The organism is Nocardia aurea (assembly GCF_003123685.1).
GTDB lineage: Bacteria > Actinomycetota > Actinomycetes > Mycobacteriales > Mycobacteriaceae > Nocardia > Nocardia aurea.
This window is the reverse complement of record NZ_QCYJ01000127.1, coordinates 547,525-564,051: the sequence shown is the minus strand read 5'-3', so window position 1 is coordinate 564,051 and position 16,527 is coordinate 547,525. Positions and strand designations below refer to the sequence as shown.

General features: G+C 69.6%; 11 protein-coding genes. 4 read left to right on the top strand and 7 right to left on the bottom strand.

Going from position 1 to position 16,527, the window contains the following annotated elements; all coding sequences use genetic code 11:
- Positions 1–206: 206 nt before the first annotated feature.
- The 5 genes from DAT37_RS31470 to DAT37_RS31450 all read right to left on the bottom strand — a co-directional run bounded on the left by DAT37_RS31470 (position 207) and on the right by DAT37_RS31450 (position 7,881).
- Positions 207–3,938: an ABC transporter ATP-binding protein gene (locus DAT37_RS31470; protein WP_232840112.1), complete on the bottom strand. Its 3,732-nt coding sequence runs from the start codon at positions 3,936–3,938 to the stop codon at positions 207–209.
- A gap of 304 nt (positions 3,939–4,242) precedes the next feature.
- Positions 4,243–5,025 (bottom strand): ABC transporter permease, encoded by a 783-nt coding sequence (locus tag DAT37_RS31465; protein ID WP_109528458.1) that lies wholly within the window; start codon positions 5,023–5,025, stop codon positions 4,243–4,245.
- Positions 5,022–5,972: an ATP-binding cassette domain-containing protein gene (locus DAT37_RS31460; RefSeq protein WP_232840111.1), complete on the bottom strand. Its 951-nt coding sequence runs from the start codon at positions 5,970–5,972 to the stop codon at positions 5,022–5,024. The genes DAT37_RS31465 and DAT37_RS31460 overlap by 4 nt, the downstream gene beginning before the upstream one ends.
- A gap of 32 nt (positions 5,973–6,004) precedes the next feature.
- Positions 6,005–6,736: a hypothetical protein gene (locus DAT37_RS31455; protein WP_109528456.1), complete on the bottom strand. Its 732-nt coding sequence runs from the start codon at positions 6,734–6,736 to the stop codon at positions 6,005–6,007.
- A gap of 122 nt (positions 6,737–6,858) precedes the next feature.
- The gene (locus DAT37_RS31450) at positions 6,859–7,881 is read right to left on the bottom strand and encodes a glutathione S-transferase family protein (RefSeq protein ID WP_109528626.1); all 1,023 of its coding nucleotides are present in this window, start codon (positions 7,879–7,881) and stop codon (positions 6,859–6,861) included.
- A gap of 38 nt (positions 7,882–7,919) precedes the next feature.
- On the opposite strand from DAT37_RS31450, the gene DAT37_RS31445 reads away from it, so the two are divergent.
- Both DAT37_RS31445 and DAT37_RS31440 read left to right on the top strand, forming a co-directional pair.
- A complete protein-coding gene (locus DAT37_RS31445) occupies positions 7,920–8,714 on the top strand; it encodes an enoyl-CoA hydratase/isomerase family protein (protein WP_109528455.1) in 795 nt (264 codons plus the stop codon).
- 102 nt (positions 8,715–8,816) lie between these two features.
- Complete coding sequence (locus DAT37_RS31440; protein ID WP_109528454.1) at positions 8,817–10,100, top strand: class I adenylate-forming enzyme family protein; 1,284 nt, start codon at positions 8,817–8,819, stop codon at positions 10,098–10,100.
- Here DAT37_RS31440 and DAT37_RS31435 read toward each other — a convergent pair whose 3' ends face one another.
- A complete protein-coding gene (locus DAT37_RS31435) occupies positions 10,101–10,847 on the bottom strand; it encodes a tyrosine-protein phosphatase (RefSeq protein ID WP_109528453.1) in 747 nt (248 codons plus the stop codon).
- 417 nt (positions 10,848–11,264) lie between these two features.
- Between DAT37_RS31435 and DAT37_RS31430 the strand changes: the two genes are divergently transcribed.
- Both DAT37_RS31430 and DAT37_RS31425 read left to right on the top strand, forming a co-directional pair.
- Positions 11,265–11,747 (top strand): TetR family transcriptional regulator, encoded by a 483-nt coding sequence (locus DAT37_RS31430; protein ID WP_109528452.1) that lies wholly within the window; start codon positions 11,265–11,267, stop codon positions 11,745–11,747.
- Between the two features lie 43 nt (positions 11,748–11,790).
- Entirely contained in the window at positions 11,791–12,957 is a 1,167-nt protein-coding gene (locus DAT37_RS31425) for an amino acid deaminase/aldolase (protein ID WP_109528451.1), read from the top strand.
- Positions 12,958–13,152: 195 nt separating this feature from the next.
- Here DAT37_RS31425 and DAT37_RS31420 read toward each other — a convergent pair whose 3' ends face one another.
- Complete coding sequence (locus DAT37_RS31420; RefSeq protein WP_232840110.1) at positions 13,153–16,524, bottom strand: bifunctional RecB family nuclease/DEAD/DEAH box helicase; 3,372 nt, start codon at positions 16,522–16,524, stop codon at positions 13,153–13,155.
- Between the last annotated feature and the right edge of the window lie 3 nt (positions 16,525–16,527).

Sequence of the window (16,527 nt, the reverse complement as noted above, 5' to 3'; positions counted from 1 at the left end):
TCGTTCTTCGCGCTGCGACGTTTGTGACGTGCCCGGCACGGGGATCAGCGGATGCGCGCCGATGCGCCCTAATTGAGGATAGGCCCAGCAGCAAATCGGCGATGCTACCCACCACCGGACATTCCAGAACTCACCTGTGCAGACTCGTCCGGCAACGAGAATATTCCCTCGTCCCGGCTGACTGTCGCCCGTACCACGTTTGGCGCTCAACGAGAGGGCGAGGCGGCCGCCTCCCACAGGCGCGAGTACTGTCCTCCGGCCGAAATCAGTTCGTCGTGGGTGCCGATCTCGGCGATCCGGCCGTGGTCGACCACGGCGATCCGATCGGCCCGAGCGGCCGTGCCGAGCCGGTGCGCGACCACGACGGTGGTTCGTCCGCGTGCCAGTGACCGGTTCGCCACCAGCACCGATGCCTCGGTCTCCGGATCGAGGGTCGAGGTGGCCTCGTCGAGTAGCAACAGATCGGGGTCGACCAGTTCCGCGCGGGCGAGCGCGATCAGCTGACGTTGCCCCGCGGACAGCCCGCGTCCCCGTTCGCCGACCGGCTGCCGCATCCCCAACGGCAGCGCCGCGATCATCTCCGACGCGCCGACCGCTTCGGCGGCCGCGGCGATCCGTTCGGCGCTCGCGGATGGTTGTCCGAATGCAATGTTGCTGGCGACGTCGCCGGTGAACAAGTGAGCTTCCTGCGGCACGATGCCGAGCCGGGAGCGGTAGTCGGCGAGCCGGTAGTCGCGGATGTCGACACCGTCCACCCGGATCGCGCCGACCCCGCCGTCGGCACCGCCGGGGGGCAGATCGTAGAGCCGGGCCAGCAGTTTGACGATGGTCGACTTGCCCGCGCCGGTCGGACCGACCAGCGCGAGCGTGGCGCCGGGCGCGATCTCCAGTGATACCCCGTCCAACGCCGGGCTCGTCGCCCCCGAGTACTGGAAGCGGACCTCCTCGAATCCGACCTCGCCGCGCAACGACCCCTCGATCGCGACCGCGTCGGGCGGATCGGCCGCGATGGACGACGGCGTGCGCAGCAGCTCGCCGATTCGGCGCAGGCCGACCCTGGCCTGCTGATAGCCGTCGAAGACCTGCGACAGCTGCATGATCGGACCGAACAGCAGTTCCAGATAGAGCACGAAGGCGATCAGCGTGCCCGCCGTCGTTGTGCCCGCCGCCACCTCGCGGGCACCGATGAACACCACCGCCGCCAGGGCCAGATCCGCCCAGGCGATGACGGAGGCGAAATAGGTCGCGATCGCCCACTGCGCCCGCATTCGCGAATGCCGGTAGCGCACCGAATACTCGGCGAAACGCCTGGCCGCGACCGGTTCGTGCCGATTGGCCTGCACGGCGCGCAGACCGGTGACGTTCTCGGTGAAATGCGCGTTCACCGCCGACACCCGTTCCCGCGACACCGTGTAGGCGGTGTCGGAGACGCGACGGAACAGCAGGGTCGCCCCGAACAGCGGCGGCAGCGCGATCAGTACCACCGCGGCCAGCGAGGCATCGATGACCAGCAGCGCGACCGCTATGCCGATCAGCGTCAGTCCGCCGATCAGGGTGGTCGCGACCCCGGTCTGGAGGAAGGTCGACAGCGCGTCCACATCGGTGGTCATGCGCGTCATGATCCGGCCGGACAGTTCCCGCTCGTAGTAGTCGAGCCCGAGCCGTTGCAGGTGGGCGTAGCTGCGGATGCGCAGACCGTAGAGCACGCGTTCGCCGGTGCGGGCGGTCAGCACCGTGGTCACCACGCCGACCAGCAGACCGGCGAGGACGAGGACGGTTCCGATCACGGCGGCGCGGGTGAGCACTCCGGCGTCGTCACCGCTGACACCGTCGTCGATGGCGTAGCGCACCAGCGGCGGGAAGGCGATCGCGAGCAGCGCGTCCACGGCGAGCAGGGCGACCACGGTGAGCACCAGCAGCCGGACCGGGCGCAGCAGCCGCGCCAGCCGGAAGTTCGGTTCGGGTTGCCGCAACGCGCGCTCGTCGTCGACGGGACGGTCGGTGGCCGGTGGCAGCCGCGCGATGTTGCGGCGCAGTTCCGGGGTTTCGCTCAACGCGTTGGTGATGCCGGACCAGTTCCCCGGACCGCCGGTCGCCTCGCGTCCGCGCGCCGGTTCGGCGGTGACGACGAGGGCGGGTGCCTCGGGGGCGGGCAGCCGGATCACCCGGTCGGCCTGGGCGAGGGTGGATTCGCGGTGCGCCAGGATCAGCGTGGTGCGCCCGCCCCGGTCGGGCAGGGTGTCGAAGATGGCGGCCTCGGTCACCGCGTCCACCGCGGAAGTGGCGTCGTCGAGGACCAGGACGCGCGGACGCGCCAGCAGGGTTCTGGCCAACGCGATCCGCTGGCGCTGGCCTCCGGAGAGGGTGAGACCGCGTTCGCCGACGACGGTGTCGTAACCGTCGGGGAGTTCGTTGATGAAATCGTCGGCGGCAGCGAGTTTCGCGGCCTGCCTGACCTCGGCGTCGGTGGCATCAGTGCGGCCGAGCGCGATATTGGCGGCGATGGTGTCGGAGAACAGGAAGGGATCGTCGAACACGACGCCGACGGCGGATCGCAGGTCGGCGGTGCTGACATCGGAGATGTCGACGGACCGACATCGACCGTCCGCCGGTTCGCACCGGCCCGGCTCGCCCCCCGGCTGAGAGATCTTCGCGCCGGAGTCGGACTCCGGCGAGTCACCGTCGGGGGTGGCGTGGGCGGTTTCCCGTGGATCGGTCCCCGCGCCGAAGAGGTGGATGCTGCCCGAATCCGGTGCGTAGAAACGCGGCAGCAGCAGCGCGAGCGTCGACTTGCCCGAGCCCGCGGGGCCGATGATCGCCACCGTCTCGCCGGGGCGCACCACGAGGTCGAGATCGCGCAGCACCGGCCGGTCCGGGTCGAATCCGAAGCTCAGCGACCGGATATCGATGCCGAGCGGGCCGTCGGGCAGCGGTGCGGGGTGCGCCGGTTCGGCGATGACCGGTGCGGTGTCGATGACCTGGAACACTCGTTCGGCGGCGGCGCGGGTCAACTGCGCCATGATCACCACCGAGGACATGGTCCGCGCCGAGGCGGTCATGGTCGCGACGTAGGCGGCGAAGGCGAGAAAGGTGCCGACGCCGATCATGCCGTGCAGGGCGAGCAGCCCGCCGACCACGATCACCGCGACCATCCCGGCCTGCGGGACGGCGGCCACCACCGGCGCGAACCTCGAGTCGACGCGCGCGGCGCGCAGCCGCTCGGCGTAGAGGTCGCGACTGTGTTGCTCCAGCAGGTCGACCATCCTGGCCTCCTGCCCGAAACCCTTCACCACCCTGACGCCGGTGACGGTTTCCTCGACGTGCTGGGCCAGATCGGCCGCGCGCTGCTGCGCCGACCACGTCGCCGCGTACAGGCGCGGCCGCATCCGGTAGACCACGAGCGCGATGGCGGGCACGACCAGCAGTGCCACCGCGGCCAGCGGCGGCGACAGCCACACCATGACCGCCGCGGCGAGCACGAATTGCAGCAGCGCCAGGCCGGACCACGGCACCATGGCGACCAGGCCCTGCACCAATTGCAGATCGGTGATGGATCGCGACACCACCTGCCCGGTACGGATGGCGTCCTGCCCGGCCCCGTCCAGGCGCTGCAACGAGGCGAGCAGATCCACCCGGATCGCGTGCTGCATATCCAAGGACAGTCGCCCGGCCAGTACCCGCCTGGTCAGCGAGGATACGAACCGCCCGGCGGCGAGCAGGGCGAGCAGGGCCGCGACCACCCCGATCACCTCGGTATCGCCGACGCCCGCCGCGTCGACGGCGCGTTTGGTCAGCAGGGGAGCGGCGACCTCGACCACCGCGCCGAGCGCCACCGCCGCGGCGACCCCGGCCAGCGTGCCCCGGTAGACCAGGCTCGCCGCCCACAATCGTCGAATCCACCCCGGCCGTCGCGTCGCACGCCCGTCCAACTCCGCCACCAGCACTTTCCACTCACCCCCGTTCGTATCCCCGACGTTACGACGTCTCGCGCCGCGCTTTGATTCCCGCGTGCGCGCCCGAGGCGCGCCGCGGCCCTCCCGCTCGGCAGTGGCGCGTGGCGCGCGTTCGGATGTCGGCGACCGCGATCGATGTGCCGACCCTCAAGGGTCACCGACGCGCGATCGTCGCCGCTCACCTCGCGGTTCCGGATGGCCGTTGCCCTCGTATCAGCCGAGCGCGGCTCCTGGATGACACCGATGATCCCGGGGACCGCCCGTAGCGGCGAAGTCCCCGGCTCGGGGATCAGAGGTCGCGGGTGCGCAGGGTCCACCAGCCCGCGCCGGCGCAGGCGATGGTCCACAGCAGCAGGACGACGACGGCGGCCGGTGTCGGCGCGAGGATGTCGCTGTCGGGGAAGGAGCCGACGGCCACCGTGGCGATGGTCGCCGATCCTGGAAGCAGGGTCGCGACGCCGCCCATCCCGACGGCGTTGGCGATGAGCCAGATCAGCGGTTCGGCGATCAGCAGCCAGCCGAGCAGCACCGCGATGGCGGCACCCGATTTCCGTAGCACCAGGGCCAGCCCGGCGCCGATCAGCGACCAGCAGGTCGTGGCGAGCAGTCCGCCGCCGAGCACGGTGACCAGTTGCGTGCCGAACTCGACCTTGCCGCGCCCGAAGATCAGCAGGCAGGCGAAGCCGACGAGTTCGACCGCGACGGCCACCGTCAGCGCGATGGCCGCGGTGACCAGCAGTTTCGAGGCGATCAGACGGTCACGGTCGGTGGTGAACAGCGCGGTGACCGGCATCGAGTGATACCGGAATTCCGCACCCGCGCCCGCCGCGCCGAAGACGGCCGCGGCCAGGATCGTCACCGCGATCGCGGCGTAGAGCCCGATCGAGGCGGCGCCGGTGGCCGGATCGGCATCGGGGTCGGCGGGGCCGGAGCGCACACTGGTGGCCAGACACGCCACCAGCGCGACGGCGGGCAGGACGGCGGCCAGCATCGCGTTCGAGCGCAGTGTCGCGGCTTTGCGGAGTTCGGAGTTGACGGCGGGGACGAGATCCGGGGGCAGGAGGGTGATCACCGTGGAATTCCGTAGGACGTCGGCTGCTGGACGGGGTGGTTCGGGTACGGGGCGGGCGCCGCGAACGGTGTCGGTGCGGTGGTTCTCGGCTTGGTGAGCGAGGCGAGGACCCGATCCGGGTGGATCGGGTCGGCGGTGACGCTGTCCAGCCGCACGCCCGCGGTGTGCGCGGCGTCCCGGATCTGTGACTCGGTCGCGTCGGCCACCGCGAGTCTGCCGTCCGGGCGGATCACCGCGTCGGTGTAGCCGCGCGCGGCGAGCACGGTCGCGAGCGCCACCGGGGTGGACGCCGCGACGACGAGCCGGTCCGGATGTCCGCGCCGCAGTTTCGCCGGGGAGCCCTGGTAGACCACCGAGCCCTCGCTCATCACGACGAGGTTGTCGACCATCGGCACCACAGCGGCCAGCGACGTGCTCGACAGCAGCACGGTGCCGCCCCTGCGGTTGTGCCCGCGCAGGAAATCCTGCAACCATCCGCGTTCGGCGGCGTCGAGACCTTCGGCCGGTTCGTCCAGGATGAGCAGTGGCGGGTCGGCCAGCAGCGCCGTCGCCAGGGCGAGCCGCGTGTGCTGTCCGGCGCTCAACGCCGAGATCCTGGTGTCGGCGTGGCCGGACAGGCCGACCGAGTCGAGCACCTCCTCGACGCGTCCGTCGGGCACGCGCGCGGCGGCGGCGTGGATCGACAGGTGGTCGCGGGCCGCGCGGGCCGGATGCAGCCCGCGCGGAGCGAGCATGCCGCCGACGGGCGACCCGCCGCCGATACCCGCCACCGCGCCGGGGCTGCCCACCGACGCGGTGCCGGCGGTCGGACGCACCAGACCGAGCAGGATGCGCAGCACCGTCGACTTACCCGCGCCCGAAGGCCCGACCAGGCCGACGCTGGTGCCGGTGTCGACGGAGAAGGTCACATCCTCGATCGCCACGGTCTGTTCGTAGCGCTTGGTCAATCCGCGAACGGAGAAAGCGGGGCGTGCTCGGCTCACCGCTTACCCGGGGTCCGCCGTGGTGCGGACGGATCGATCGCCTTCAGCGGATCCGCTTCGATGATCTGATGCCTGGACGCGGGCCAGCTGGTCGGCGCCGCGCCGAAGGCTTTGTGCGCGTTGACGATCGTGGTCTTGCCCAGGGCACGGTTACCGACACCGCCGATGACGGCGCCGATGCCCATCGGGATCACCTTGCCCGCCATCAGCGCCAACCGCTTGGTCAGGAATCGGACGATGAAACGCTTCATCAGCGAATCGTTCATCCCGGACAGGCCGGGGACGCGGGTGGCGAGCAGCGTGCCCCAGTTCTTGGCCGAATGCCCGACCGACTTCTCCACGATGTCCATGCCCGCGTCACCGAGCACGACGGCGATCACCAGCGCGCGGCGCTGTTCCTTGGCTTCCGGCGCGATGCCGTGCACCCCCGCGATGGCGAGGGTGTACAGGGCCGAGGCCTCGAGGAAGAAGGCGGTTTCCGCGGTGATCGTCGCCAGCGAGGCGACGGTGCCGACACCGGGCATGGCGGCCGTCGCGCCCGCCGCCGTACCGCTGCCGGTGACCGCGAGCAGGTACAGCCGTTCCAGCCGGGCGATGATCTGAGCCGGGGTTTCGTCGGGGTGTGAGCGCCGGATCATGTCGATGTACTTCTCCACCGCGGGGCCCTGTAGCTTCGATCCGTTCTCGAGCAGCGTGACCACGGTCTTTTCGAACGCGCTATGCCTCATCGGCAGAACCCCTTAGTCTCAGCATTCGCTGGCAGAACTCTATGGCACCGAGAATCGCTCGGCCCAACACGGCAACGAACCGCGTCACTCGACGGGTTCCCCGTTACGGCCGATATACCCGGCTACGGCAGGACCGGTGTCGGCACCTGTTCCGACGGTACCGGCGGCGGTGGCGGTGTGCCGTCGCCGAAGGGGCGGCCACCGAGCGATTCGCGGCCGTGCGGGGTGAGCCAGCCGGACAGATCCGGTCCCTTCGGCACGATCCGGGTGGGATTGATATCGGTGTGCACCACGTAGTAATGGGTCTTGATCTGGCCGAAGTCGATGGTGTCCCCGAAACCGGGTGTCTGGTAGAGATCGCGGGCGTAGGCCCACAGCACCGGCATCTCGCTGAGTTTGCTCCGGTTGCATTTGAAATGTCCGTGATAGACCGGGTCGAAGCGCACCAGGGTGGTGAACAGCCGGACGTCGGCCTCGGTGATGGTGTCGCCCACCAGGTAGCGCTGCCCCTCGAGCCGTTCGCCGAGCTGGTCCAACCGGCTGAACAGCCGGTCGTAGGCCTTGTCGTAGGCGTCCTGGGCCCCGGCGAATCCGCAGCGGTACACCCCGTTGTTGACGTCGCGGAAGATCGCCAGACTCACCTCGTCGATCTCCTCGCGCAGCGGTTCCGGATACAGCAGCGGCGCGCCGGGGCGGTGCAGGGCGGTCCATTCGGTGGAGAAGTCGAGCGTGATCTGCGCGTAGTCGTTGGTCACGACCTGACCGGTCGCGATATCGACGATCGCGGGGACGGTGATGCCGCGCGGATAGTCGGGGAATCTGGCGAGGTAGGCGTCACGCAGCTTGGCGATGCCGAGCACCGGGTCGACGCCGCCGGGGTCGAGATCGAAGGTCCAGCTCGACCTGTCGTGGGTGGGGCCGCAGAGTCCGAGCGACAGCGCGTTCTCCAAGCCCAGCAGCCTGCGCACGATCAGCGTCCGATTGGCCCACGGGCACGCGCGGGCGGCGACGAGCCGATAGCGGCCGGCCTCGACCGGGTAGCCGTCGCGGCCGTCGGCCGTGATCCGGGTGGTGATGTAGTTGGTGTCGCGTTTGAACTCGCCGGACTCGACGTAGGTACCGGATTCGGATGCCGACTTGGTCACCGGCACAGTCTGGCAGATTCGGGTTCTAGGCTGACCGGATGAGCGAATCGAAGGCCACCCGGCTGGAACGTGAAGTCACCGACGGCGGAGCGGAGGTGGCGATCCTCACCTTCGCCAACGCGCCGCTGAACCTGTTCGACCAGGCGATGTTCGACTCCCTGGTCGGCGATATCGCGGAATTGGCCGCGCGCCCGCCAAGGGCGGTGTTGCTGCGTGCCGAGGGCAAGGTCGTCTCCGGCGGCGTCGACGTGCACGTCTTCGACGGGTTGTCGGTGGAACAGGGCGCCGAATTGTGGCGCACCCTGTTCGCGCAGATCATCCATCCGCTCGAAGCGCTGCCGTGCCCGGTGGTCTTCGCCGCACACGGCCTGACCCTCACCGCGGCCTTCGAGATCGCGCTGGCCTGCGACATCATCCTGGCCGCCCCGAAGGCCAGGTTCGGTCTGGTGGAGACGGTGGTCGGGCTGACCCCGTCGATGGGCGGCCCGCAGCGGCTGGCCGAGCGCGCCGGATCGGGGCGCGCCCGCGAATTCGTGATGACCGGCGATCTCTACGACGCGGCGACCATGGCCGACTGGGGTGTGGTCAACGCCGTGCACGAGGACGTCGACACCGCGGCCAGGCAGTTGACCCACCGGCTCGCGCAGGGGCCGACCCGGGCGCACGCCGCCACCAAACAGATCGTCGCGGCCTGGCGTTCCGGCGGTGTGGCACACGCCGATTCGGTCACCCCGCAGGTTTCCGGCGTGCTGTTCGACACCGAGGATCTGCGCGGCGCGGTGCGCAGCTTTCTGGAGGTCGGACCGGGTAAGGCGACATACACCGGTCGATGACCGGCGTGTCCGACATGACACGTATCACCGCTAACCCAGCGAGATTGTGATCCACGTCATATAGTCGCAGGTGCCTGGTCGCTCGAGGCGCGCGGAGGACGAATGTCGCAGCAGTTGTTGGTCGAATACCCCATGGTCGGACCGCCCGTGTGCGCCAACCCGCTGGCTCGCGGCGCCGACGGTGTGCTCAGGTACGGCAACCTCACCCCCGCGCTCACCGAGTTGCTCGATCTACAGGTGCACGCGTTCGCCCAGCGCGAGGCGGTGGTCGAGATCGGCGGCCCCCGGTTCACGTATCGGGAGCTGTGGCATTCCGCCTCGCGGATCGCCGGGGGATTACAGGAGCACGGCATCGGCTACGGCGACCGCGTCGCCATCCACATGCCAGTGGGCGCCCGCTGGGTGCAGGCCTTCCTCGGGGCGTTGCTCAGCGGCGCGGTGCCGGTTCTCGTCCACGACGGCCTGCCCGCGGCGGTGGCCGAACGCGTGATCGCCGACAGCAGAGCGGATTTCGTCCTCGGCTCGGGCGCGGGCGACGAACTCCCCGACGGCGCGGCCTATATCGATGACGGCGCCGCGCTGAGCGATCTGGCCCTGCTCTGCTACACCAGCGGCCCCGCGCCGGGCGCCGCTGGCCAGGACGCCGCGCCCAAGGGGGTGGAGCTGACCAACGAGAATCTGCTCTCGGCCATCCGGTCGGTGGTCGGCGCGCTGGACCTGCCGACCGACGGACTGCGCAACCTGCTGCTGCTGCCGCTGGCCCATGCCAGCGGCTGCGTCGATCAGTTGCTGCCCACCTTCGCGGTCGGCGGCACGGTCGTACTCGCCCCCGATACCGGGAAACTCGCCGAGGGGATCGCGACCGAACGGGTCGACATGGTCTCGGCGACCCCGCGATTGTTCGCCCGCCTTCTACCGCGACTGGCCGCGCTGCGTCAGGACGGGATGCGCACCGAAGGCGTGTCGCGGATCAGCAGCGCCGGACATCGCGCCGAACGCATGTTCGTCCCCGCCGCGGGCGCGACGCCCTCGGCCGCCCTGCGTGAGATCTTTCCCGCCGCGCGGCAGTGGTCGGTCTGGGGCGCGACCGAGACCAGCGGTATCGGTCTCGCCGTCGACGACCGCGCCGAAGCGGATGCCGCCGTCCTCGGATTCCCTTTCGGCGGTACCGAATTGGCGCTGTTCGGGCCGCGCGCGGGCTCGGGGCACGGTGAGTTGCTGTGCCGGGGGCCCAATGTCACGCGACGCTACTGGAACGATCCCGAGGCGACCGCGGATCGCTTCACGGGCAGTTGGTTCCACACCGGCGATCAGGTCACCATCGACGCGGACGGCCTGGTCCGGCGCGGTGCGACCGGTCAGTCGGGATTTCCACGCATCGATTGATTACTCCAGCATCGTTTCGCGCAATCGCGCGCGCACTTGCGCGGTCAGACCGATGGCCTCGAGATAGCTGTCGAAGTCACCGTGTTGTTCCAGCGCCGCGGCCACGGCGACGTTCAGATATTCGTTCCTGACACCGAGCAGATCGGCGGTCAGTTCGACACCCTCGGGCATTTTCGGCTGCAACATCGCGCGCAGCGAGGGAACCGCCTCGTTACTGCGCAGGAAGTCGGCGAAGATGTCGGATTCGGTGACCCCGACCGAGTACAGCAGCGTCGCGACCGCCCAGCCGGTGCGGTCCTTGCCCGCCGCGCAGTGGACCAGTACCGCGCCCTCGCCGCGCAGCACGGAGTCGGCGATCGCGGTGATCGAGCGCTGGGCCTCGGGCAGTGCGGGGAAGAACCGGTAGACCTCGAGCATGTGGGCCATGCCGAAGGAGGTGCGCGCCTCGTGCGGCGGTCGCTCGCCCATGCGCGAGTCGAAGGGGGTGATGTTGAGCCGGACGCCGTCGGGCAGGTTGTCGTGCCCGACGTGGTCGATCTCCCGCAGTCCGCGCAGGTCGTAGACGTCGGTGACGCCGAGGTCGCGCATGGTGGCGTGGCCGTCGGGGGTCAGGCCGCTGAGCTGAGCCGAGCGGAGCAGGACGCCGGGACGGACCGTCGCGCCGTCGGCGGTGCGCAGGCCGCCGGTGTCGCGAAAGTTGAAGGTGCCGGAGATGAAGAACTGGTCGACGGGGGTCGGGAGAGTCACCGACCCAGGCTATCGGCCGGGGGTTGCCGTGGGAATCGTTCGCTCGGCGAAATTCTGATGACCGGTTCGCGAGGATCGCGCTGTGTTGTGCGCCACAGCGACACCGGGCGGTCCCGAAATCGTCCGTACAGTGGATCGAGGTGTCTCTCGCCGGGAGGGTCGACGAGACCACACCCAGAACGAGGTTTCATCGGCGCCGAGGGATGGTCGCGAAGCCATTCCGTTTGGGTAACAAAACATTCTTCCAGTCTGAAATTACCCGTTGAACCCGTTCTTAAACCTTGATAACCCTCTACCATTGGTGAACGTTGGACCGGGCAGCCCCGTGATCTCAATGATGAGGTCGGTGGGAGTGGTCGCAATGTTCAGCGAGTCGCGCCGCAGTTTGCGCGAGTTTTTTCGCCGAGGGAGTCGTCGTTGAGCACACGTGGAGAGATAGCAGAGGTGCGGTTTCGGCCGACGATCTGCGAGGCCGTGGAGAAGGCGGCCGCCTCGCTCGATTTCACCGGTGTGCGAGCACTACGAGTGTTGTTGCATGCCGGGGTCAGTGCGTACTGGCCGATGGTCAAGGCCGCGCCGACCAAACAGGTAAAAGCATATGAGGCGACCGTCAACGCGTTACGTGAGAGATGGGACGTCCCGCCCGATTGCGCGCCGGACCCTTCGGCTCGCGCGATGTTCCGTGACATGGATGTCGAGGTCGCGTGGTTCCTCGACCTCTGCGCGGCCCGGTCGGGCACGCAATGGTTGGAACCGGTCGAGTCGATCGCCGCGTACGCGGCCGCGATGTTGCAGGGCACGGTGCTGCGGTGGCTCGCCGACTGCGATGACGAGACCGCGTTGGTCGTATTGGACGACCTGGTCAGCGGCCTGGCGGGACGTGCGACCGACGCGTACTGACAGGAGCTGGACGTCTGACCAGTTTGGTGGTTGAGTGGGGACGGTGACCTCGCCGATCGCGCGGCTCCACACGGCAACCGCCGAATTGGATCCGCCCATTGCCGCCATCGACCTGCCCACACTGCGTGCCAATGCCGCCGATCTGGTGCGCAGGGCGGGCGGGGTCCCCATTCGGGTGGCGAGTAAGTCCGTGCGCTGCCGCGCCGTCCTCGAGGAAGTGCTCGGGTCAGGACCGGCCGGGGGTTTCGCGGGCATCATGTCGTATTCGCTGCGCGAGGCCATCTGGTTGGTTCGACTCGGCGCCCGTGACGTGCTGCTGGGCTATCCGAGTGTGGACCGGGCCGCGTTGGCCGAACTCGCGGGCGACGCGACGCTGCTCGATTCCATCACCCTCATGGTCGATGACGTCGAGCAACTCGCGCTGATCAGGGCTGCGGTCGGCAGTGACTGGGTCCGGCCCCGGATCTGCCTGGATGTCGACGCCTCGCTGCGGGTCGGCCCGATCCATCTCGGCGTGCGCCGCTCCCCGATACGCACGCCCGATCAGGCCGCCGCACTGGCCCGCGCGGGCGTGGATCGCGGTTTCGACGTCGTCGGCGCGATGACCTACGAGGCGCAGATCGCGGGACTTCCCGACAGCAATATCGCGATTCGCCTGGTCAAGAAACTCTCGGCCGCCGAGATCGCCACCCGGCGCACCGAGGTGCTCGCGGCCGTGCGCTCGGTGGTCGGCCCGTTGCGGATCGTCAACAGCGGCGGCACCGGCTCGATCGAGGTCAGTATCACCGATCCCGAGGTCACCGAGGTGACGGCGGGATCGGGCCTGTACGTCCCGACGCTGTTCGACAACTACCGCGCGTTCACCCCGCGCCCCGCCCTCTTCTTCGCCACATCCGTGCTGCGCAGGCCGACGCCGTCCATCGCGACCGTATTCGCCGGTGGTTACATCGCTTCCGGACCGACCGGTCCGTCTCGCGTGCCGAAGCCGGTGTGGCCCAACGGATTACGGCTGATCGGCACCGAGGGCGCGGGCGAGGTGCAGACCCCTCTGTCGTCGGCGGCGGGGCTGCGCATCGGTGACCGGGTGTGGTTCCGGCACGCCAAGGCGGGCGAACTGTGCGAGCGTTTCGATCGCATCCACCTCGTGGACGAGGACGGCACGCGCACTACGGTTCCCACCTATCGCGGCGAAGGTCAGTGCTTCGGCTGACGGCCCCGGCCCCGGATTTCAGTCGGGGCCTGACTCCGGTCGATGTCGAAATCTTCTCGGCATCGACGTTGGTTCGGCATCGAACTCTGGTCGAGGCTCAACGGTCGACGTCGTAGTCTGCTCGGCATTCGAGTCCGGTCGACGCAGCGTTCCTGACGGTGTCCGTCCGCACCGACTCCGCGTGATCCGCCGCGCTCAGCCGGGCGCGGCCGTCAGTTCGAGGAATCGGGCCAGATCCGTCACCTCGCGAGGTGTGGACGGCAGGTATTCGGTCAGCAGCGTGGAACGGATGATCACCGCCTTCCACATCGCCCGGCACAGCGCGGCGTGCAGCACACCGCGCGAGAGCGGGAACGACATGCCGTAGGGCGCGTCGGCGGGGGTGGAAGTCGTCATCGACAGCAGGACCACCGCGGCCTGCCTGCCGCGGAAGCGATCCGGGGTGCCGACGAGGACGTCCTCGATCTTGGCGCGGGCCAGCATGGTGCGAATCCGGCCGACCTGGGCGCCGTAGGGCGCGACGACGAAGATGTCGTGCGGATGCAGACGGCGGGTCATCGTGCCGACCGTCCACGAGACGCCGAGCAGTGTGCGCACCCGCCGGACCACCTCGCGCGCCTCGGCCTCCGATTCGGTGGTGTTGCCGAGGTGATCGACCAGCACCGCCTCGATACCGGGCACCACCCCGTCGAGTTGGCGTGCGAGCGTGATGGTTTCGTTGGAACGCAGCCGGTCGTCGTAGTAGAGCCGTGAGATCGGCTCGCAGACGCGCGGATGCATCCGCCAGCTGCGGTCGAGGAAGTAGCCGCGTTCGGCCGACAGCGTGGCCCGGTCCTCGACCAGCCAGCCGAGCACCGATTCACCGACCGGTTCCTGGTGCGCGGCGTGCGCCGTCGTGGGCGCGAGATCGCCGATCAGCAGCAGATTGCGCGCGCTCGGACCGACCGCGATCATCTCCGCCAGCGCGAAACCGCCCGCGTCGGCGATGACGAGCAGGTCGAGGGCCTGCTGCCCGATCAGATCCTCGTTCGCGAAATCCGCGGGCGCGCCACCGATGACGCAGCCGTTGACGGCGTTGTCGAGAAAACGCTGGTAGCGGCCCGCGTCGATGACGGCCCACTCCGGCGCGACCGATTCGACATCCTTCTTGGCCACCAGCTCCGGGAGCACGCCGAATTCGACCACCGCGTCCAGCATGTTCTCGATGGTCGGATGCGAGCGCGCCACCACACCCACCCGCCATCGGTGCTTGGTCACCAGCCGTTCGATCACCCGCGCCGCCGTGGAGGTCTTCCCGGTGCCGGACGGACCCTGCACCGCGACGTAGGAGTCGTCGAGTTCGCGGATCGCCGCGGTGATCGCGGCCGCGTGATCGCCGTGCACCTCCGGCAGCGCGGCGCCGTCGCGTAGCCGTGGCGACCTGCGCGCCAGGATGTCGAAGACGGCGCTGCGCGGTATCTCCGGCAGTGTCACCAGCAACTGCTGGGCGGCGAATTCCACCGCGCCCTCGGCATTCTCGTCACGGGCGGGCAACTGCGGCGCGATGGCGACGGGCAGATCGTCGTAGGGTTCGCACCCGGCGGGCAGCAATTCCTCCAGGCGGACCGTGTCGTCGAAATCCGGGTCGACCGAACAGCCGAGCACGGTCGCGGTCGCGGTGGCGCGCCTACCGACCGCCGTCACCATACCCGCGGCCACGGGGCGGTCGTAGTAGGTGTAGACGGTCGCGCCCGGCGCCAGCGTCGTGCCGGGGCCGCGACCGGTGCCGATCCGTCCGGTCAGGGTGAGGTAGCGCCGCATGGTCGGACGGTTCGGACTGTGATGCCATTTGGTGTCGACGGTGCCCCAGTCCGCCACCAGCACACCCGCCGCCTCGGGCCATTCGTTCACCGGGTGGCTGAGCCGGTCCATATGCGCCCACCACAGCGGCCGCCGCTCGCGCCGGTGGTAGCCGAGCGCGGCCGCCATCAGCGCCGCCGGATGCGGTGCCGGACCCGCCGCGCCGCGACCCGCCGCGAATTCGGCCAGCGCCGCCTCGATGGACGACGGAGGCGCGGGCGGAATCGATTCCGCCCCCTGCGAATCCGGGCCGCACCAGGACCGCGTTCCCGGGGGCGGCACCGGCCACGGGGTGATCCGCTCGTCCACGGCGCGGTCGAGCAACCAGTCGCGCAGTCGCAGGATCGTCGCGCAGTCGGCGGATTCGCCCGCCGGGGCATCGAGACGGGCGCGGCCGTCGAGAAATTCGCGCAGGGTCTCGAGCCGATACGATCGCCGCCCGATGACGGCCGCGTTGCGCAGGATCGGATACAGGTCGACCAGCACGCCGTCGCACAGCAGTTCGTCGACGATCTCCTCGCCGACGCCGTACCCGCCCGTGCGGCGCAGCAGCGCAGCGCGGACCTCGCGCGTGAAGTAGTACACCCGCGTCGCGGGATCGTCGCGACGCCGCGAGGCGAGGAAATCGAGGGTGTCGGCGACGGCGTCTCGGCGCGCGGCCGTCGCGGCGGGCGAGTCGCCGGGAATCCGGTAGCTCCGATAGGTGACCCCGGGCCCGCCCACCTCGATCCGCAGCGGTTCGCCGGGGGTGTCGTCCAGGATCAGCGCGAGGTCGCCGGAGGACGGCGGTGGCAGCGCGCGCAGTGCGTCCGGGTCGAAGACGGCGTACTCCGGGCCACCGGAATATTCACCGGCGAGCTGGATTTCGGCCTGACGCCGCAGTGTGCCGACGGTGCGCGGGGAAAGTCCGGCGACCGCGGATTCGGTGACCGCCAGCCGGTCGATGGTCGCGGTCCCGGCCTCGCGAAGTCGCGCGCGCGCCGGATTGCCGAGTCCGGCCACGAGCAGCAGATCACGCGCGGTGGTCAGCGCCGCCGTGCAGATCGGGCATCGACCGCAGGCGAGGAAGCGTGGATCACCCCATTGCACGGGCAGCAGTTCGCTGAGTTTCTCCTCCACGATCCACTCGACCCTGCGCCTGAGCGACCGATAGATCGGGACGAGTTCGGCCGTCGGCAGATCGGAAAGGTCTCGGCCCCAGTGCAATCGGACCACGGCCGCGGCCGACATCCCGCGGGCGTGCGCGGCGTCGGCGCAGGCCGCGAGTTCGAGCGCGGCGAGTTCCAGTGCTTCCCTGACCGATTCCCGCTGATACGGCGCGGTGCCGTGCGCGGTGTAACCCGCCTGATCGCGCACCAGGAATTCGCAGGCACACGCGAAGCGGCCGTCGAAGAAGGTGGCGCCGTGCACGATATCCGCGCCCGCGCGCAGTGCCGCGTCGGTCTCGGCGTCGGCGGCGCGTAATGCCGCCACCCTGGCCTCGGGATCCTCCGGTTCGGGATGCGGCGCCCGCACCTCGACCATGGTGTCGCCGAATCGATCCCGGAAATCGGTGCGTGTGCGTTCGCGGGCCGCGCCGATGCCGGGCACCGTGGCGATATCGCCGAAATCCGCCGATTCGGCCGCGAAGGTGCCGAGCTCGGTGTCAAGGGCGCGCAACAGCGCGAATTCGCACCGCGCCGCGCGCACGAGATCAGCGGCGGTGCACACGACACGATCACCGAACACGAA

Bases quoted from the DNA above. Each gene is read 5' to 3' on its own strand.
- DAT37_RS31455 (WP_109528456.1), bottom strand. From the start codon at position 6,736: ATGAGGCATAGCGCGTTCGAAAAGACCGTGGTCACGCTGCTCGAGAAC.
- DAT37_RS31445 (WP_109528455.1), top strand. From the start codon at position 7,920: ATGAGCGAATCGAAGGCCACCCGGCTGGAACGTGAAGTCACCGACGGC.
- DAT37_RS31440 (WP_109528454.1), top strand. From the start codon at position 8,817: ATGTCGCAGCAGTTGTTGGTCGAATACCCCATGGTCGGACCGCCCGTG.